At 71.1% G+C, this 961-nt stretch carries 1 protein-coding gene and 1 pseudogene; both read left to right on the top strand.

Annotated features, from left to right (window positions below):
• Window positions 1-481, top strand: a 481-nt coding sequence (locus AB0N07_RS50775; protein ID WP_365847763.1) for an exodeoxyribonuclease III, incomplete at its 5' end; no start/stop codon positions are given.
• Between the two features lie 89 nt (window positions 482-570).
• Window positions 571-961 (top strand): annotated as a pseudogene (locus tag AB0N07_RS50770) (tryptophan--tRNA ligase); the annotation flags it as partial.

Below are 961 nucleotides of genomic sequence, written 5' to 3'. Positions count from 1 at the left end.
GCTGACCGTGGTCTCCGCGTACGTGCACTCGGGCGAGGTCGACACCCCGAAGCAGGAGGACAAGTACCGGTTCCTCGACGAGATGGTCCGCCGCCTCTCCGAGCTGGCCGCGGGGGAGGGGCACGCCCTCGTCACGGGCGACCTCAACGTGGGCCACACCGAGCTGGACATCAAGAACTGGAAGGGCAACGTGAAGAAGGCCGGCTTCCTGCCCGAGGAGCGCGCCTACTTCGACCGGTTCTTCGGCGAGCTCGGCTTCACGGACGTGCACCGCGCCCTCGCCGGGCCGGTGCCGGGCCCGTACACGTGGTGGTCCATGCGCGGCAAGGCCTTCGACAACGACGCCGGGTGGCGCATCGACTACCACATGGCGACCGCGGGCCTGGCCGAGCGGGCGACGGCCGCCGTCGTGGACCGCGCCCCGAGCTGGGGCACCCGCTTCTCCGACCACGCCCCCCTCGTGGTCGACTACCAGTTCTGACCGTGCAGGAGAGACCCGAGGCTGAGATGACCATGAAGAAGAACTCCGTCCAGGACGTCCTGGCCCAGGACGCCGCCGCCACGGCCCACCTGCCCGGCGCGTCGGCCCGGCACCGCGTGCTCTCCGGCATGCAGCCCTCGGCGGACTCCCTCCACCTGGGCAACTACCTCGGCGCCCTCGTGAACTGGGAGCGCACCCAGGCCGACTTCGAGGCGTTCTTCTTCATCCCCGACCTGCACGCCATCACCGTGCCGCAGGACCCGGCCGCGCTCGCGGAGCGCACGCGGGTGGCCGCCGCGCAGTTCATCGCCGGCGGCATCGACCCCGAGCGCTCCACACTGTTCGTCCAGTCCCAGGTGCCCGAGCACGCGCAGCTGGCGTGGGTGCTGACCTGCATGACCGGCATGGGCGAGGCCATGCGGATGACCCAATTCAAGGACAAGTCCGCCAAGCAGGGCGCGGACGCGGCCGGCGTCGGCC

Source organism: Streptomyces sp. NPDC051172 (assembly GCF_040682555.1).
In the GTDB taxonomy this organism is placed as follows: domain Bacteria; phylum Actinomycetota; class Actinomycetes; order Streptomycetales; family Streptomycetaceae; genus Streptomyces.
The sequence above is the reverse complement of the archived record's forward strand: the minus strand, read 5'-3'. Positions and strand labels throughout refer to the sequence as shown.